This window comes from Bradyrhizobium genomosp. III (genome assembly GCF_000261705.1).
Lineage (GTDB): Bacteria > Pseudomonadota > Alphaproteobacteria > Rhizobiales > Xanthobacteraceae > Bradyrhizobium > Bradyrhizobium ottawaense.
This window is the reverse complement of record NZ_AJQF01000303.1, coordinates 1-3,411: the sequence shown is the minus strand read 5'-3', so window position 1 is coordinate 3,411 and position 3,411 is coordinate 1. Positions and strand designations below refer to the sequence as shown.

Annotated in this window: 3 protein-coding genes and 1 pseudogene; 2 read left to right on the top strand and 2 right to left on the bottom strand. The window is 63.9% G+C overall.

Features of this window, described 5'->3' with window-relative positions; all coding sequences use genetic code 11:
* Positions 1-773, bottom strand: a 773-nt coding sequence (locus IC66_RS0125265; protein WP_038949516.1) for an S-methyl-5'-thioadenosine phosphorylase, incomplete at its 3' end; no start/stop codon positions are given.
* 276 nt (positions 774-1,049) lie between these two features.
* Positions 1,050-1,322: a phosphopantetheine-binding protein gene (locus IC66_RS0125260; protein ID WP_038949515.1), complete on the bottom strand. Its 273-nt coding sequence runs from the start codon at positions 1,320-1,322 to the stop codon at positions 1,050-1,052.
* A 357-nt stretch (positions 1,323-1,679) separates the two neighbouring features.
* On the opposite strand from IC66_RS0125260, the gene IC66_RS0125255 reads away from it, so the two are divergent.
* Both IC66_RS0125255 and IC66_RS0125250 read left to right on the top strand, forming a co-directional pair.
* On the top strand, positions 1,680-2,897 hold the full coding sequence (locus IC66_RS0125255; protein ID WP_028139651.1) for an acyl-CoA dehydrogenase family protein: 1,218 nt from the start codon (positions 1,680-1,682) through the stop codon (positions 2,895-2,897).
* 39 nt (positions 2,898-2,936) lie between these two features.
* A pseudogene (locus IC66_RS0125250) lies at positions 2,937-3,411 on the top strand (amino acid--[acyl-carrier-protein] ligase); the annotation flags it as partial.

Below are 3,411 nucleotides of genomic sequence, written 5' to 3'. Positions count from 1 at the left end.
GAACCGATCGGACAGGGCTCATGCTCGCGCGGAAAGTCCTTTGCCAGCCGCGCCACCAGCGCCTTCGCCTTGTCCGCGTTCGAGGTCAGCACGCGGATGATGTCCTGCACGGTGACGGCATCGTGATCGGGATGCCAACAGTCGAAATCCGTCACCATCGCCACCGTGGCGTAACAGATCTCCGCCTCGCGCGCGAGCTTCGCCTCCGGCATGTTGGTCATGCCGATCACGGAATAGCCCAGCGTCTTGTAGGTCATGCTCTCCGCATAGGTGGAGAATTGCGGCCCTTCCATGCAGACATAAGTGCCGCCGCGCGCGATCGCGATGCTCTCGGCTTCAGCGGCCGCGGCAAGATGGATGCGCAAACGTGGAGAGATCGGATGCGCCATCGACACATGGGCGACGCAGCCCCGACCGAAGAACGAGCTCTCACGTTTGTGGGTGCGGTCGACGAATTGGTCGACGAGAACGAAGGTGCCCGGCGGCAGTTCCTCCCTGAAGGAGCCGCAGGCCGATAGCGAGATCAAATCGGTGACGCCGGCCCGCTTCAAAACGTCGATATTGGCGCGGTAGTTGATGTCGGAGGGCGACAGCCGGTGCCCCTTGTCGTGCCGCGGCAGGAATACGATCGGCAACCCCGCGATGGTGCCGCGGCGCACGGGCGCCGACGGCTCGCCCCAGGGGCTCCTGATCACCTCTTCGCGCGCACCCTCGAGGCCCGGCAAATCATAAATGCCCGAGCCGCCGATGATGCCCAATACCGCCTGCGTCATGCCTGCTCCACCCTGTTCGCCACGTGCGACATGGTTAAGCTATGCCAGTTTTGCGGCGGTTTTGGAACCGGGTGGTGGGGATGCCGGTGCTGTGAGGAGCGCAAAATGCTCAACTCACACTCGACGTCGTCCCGGCGAACGCCGGGACCCATACCGCGGAATCTATCTAGGATGGTCGGTCGCAATCCCGAACGACCAGTGTTCGCACAACTACGGCCTGGGGTTATGGGCCCCTGCGTTCGCAGGGGCGACCCGGGGAAGATTTGCTGCGCCTGACTAAGCCGCCGCCGCCAGTTGCAGCTGGGTCGCCACCATCCGCTCCAGCGTCTCGACGGACTGGAAATTCTCCGGCGTGATCTCGGCTTGCGGGATGGTGAAGTCGAACTCGGCTTCGACGCCGAGCATCAGATTGACCATGTCCATCGAGGTCAGGCCGACATCGACGAGCTTGGCGGACGGCGTGACGTTAGCGGCGAGCGAATTCTGCTCGAGGATGCCCTTCACCAGCTTGGTGATGCGATTGCGTACGTCGGTATCAAAGGATTGCATCGGCAAATTCCCGTCTGTCTGTCAAAGGTCGGACCGGCTTGCCGCTACGATGGGCACGGCCTGCCGGTCCCGCAATGGGCGATACCAATACTTCGCGTTTCTTAGTAAACGATGCCTCAGATTGTCTGAAATTCAGGCTTCTTCCAGAGTCCTAACGCGATGCTGGAAAAACGGGTGATGCAAACAACCGGACCTTAACTGTTCGTTCGGAATTGGGCTTTGTTTACCCTCTATTTCATCGACGAATTTGAATTAAATCCGTAGCCTCGTCTCACAAGCAAAGATGGCCGGAGGATCGCTTACGCGCATCGCGAATGATGCCGGCGATCTCGAACGGCAAACCGGAGGCGGACGAGTATGAACGTGCGTGAAGCAGTCCTCACTGTCGACGAAACGCAGACGGGCTTCCTCGAGCAGGGTCCCTCCCTGATCGAGCGCGCCGCCCGAACCGCCGCAGCTGCCGCGGCCGACGCAGACGGGGTCGATCGCGACGCTCGTTTCCCACACGGGGCATTCGAGGTCGCGCGCGAGCAGAAGCTGCTCGGCGTCATGATCCCGGTCGAGTTCGGCGGCTTCGGTGCCTCCATCTACGACGTCACCGACATCTGTTACACGCTCGGGCGCGCCTGCGCCTCGACCGCGATGATCTACGCGATGCACCAGACCAAGGTCGCCTGCGTCGTCAGGCACGGCCACGGCATCCCCTGGATGGAGACCATGATGCGCCGGGTCGCCCGCGATCAGTGGCTGCTCGCCTCGTCCACCACCGAAGGCCAGAACGGCGGCAACATCCGCGCCAGCGCCGCCGCGGTCGATCACGCCGGCGATACCGTTTCGCTGGTGCGCGACGCCACCGTGATCTCCTACGGCGCGGAAGCCGACGGCCTCGTCACCATCGCCCGCCGCGCTACCGAGGCCGCCGCCTCCGACCAGGTTCTGCTGGCGCTCGCCAAGGACGATTATTCGCTGAAGCGGACGCTGGGCTGGGAAACGCTCGGCATGCGCGGCACCTGCTCGACCGGTTTCGAGCTGAAGGTCGATTGCCCCGCCGATCGCGTCTTCCCGGAATCCTATGACAAGATCCACGCCCAGACCATGACGCCGTTCGCGCATCTGTGCTGGTCGTCGGCCTGGGCCGGCATCGCCGCCGCAGCCGTGACCCGCGCGCAGGCCTTCATCCGCAAGGCGGCCCGCACCTCCGGCGGCCAGATGCCGCCGGCCGCGGCACATTTCACCGCCGCCAAGATGTCGCTGGCAAAGCTGCGTGCGCTGCTGTCGACCAATATCGATGCCTTTGCCCGCGCCGAACATGACGAGCGCGCCCTCGGCTCGCTCGACTTCCAGTCCTCGATCACGCTGCTGAAGGTGCAGGCTTCCGAACTCGCGGTCGAGACCGTGATGCATGCGATGCGCACAGCCGGCCTCTCCGGCTACCGCAACGACGGCGAGTTCACCATGGGCCGGCACCTCCGCGACGTGCTGTCGTCCCCGATCATGATCAACAACGACCGCATTCTGGCTAATGCCGCGACATCGACGCTGATGAGCGGCGTGCCGACAAGCCTTCACGACTGAATCAACAATAACAATTTTGAGATAGCAGGACATCGCCCCATGAACATTGCCATCCTTCCCGACTCGCCCGCGACCGCGCCGCAGATGATCGATCCGCTCGATCATCTCGCCGACAAGCTGTTCCACCGCATGGGCGCCGACGGCGTCTACGCCCGCACTGCGCTCTATGAAGGCGTCGTCGAGAAGCTCGCGGCGCTGATCACCAGCCATCGCGAGAGCGGCACCGAGGTGATGCGCTTCCCGCCGGTGATGAGCCGGGCTCAGCTGGAGAAATCCGGCTACCTCAAGAGCTTTCCGAATCTGCTCGGCTGCGTTTGCGGTCTGCACGGGACCGAGCGCGAGATCAACGCCGCGGTGAGCCGCTTCGACGCCGGCGGCGACTGGACCACCTCGCTGTCTCCGGCCGATCTCGTGCTGTCGCCCGCCGCCTGCTATCCGGTCTATCCGATCGCGGCGAGCCGCGGCCCCTTGCCGAAGGGCGGTCTGCGCTTCGACGTTGCCGCGGATTGCTTCC

Coding starts and splice junctions, on each gene's coding strand:
- IC66_RS0125255 (WP_028139651.1), top strand. CDS start 1,680: ATGAACGTGCGTGAAGCAGTCCTCACTGTCGACGAAACGCAGACGGGC.
- IC66_RS0125260 (WP_038949515.1), bottom strand. CDS start 1,322: ATGCAATCCTTTGATACCGACGTACGCAATCGCATCACCAAGCTGGTG.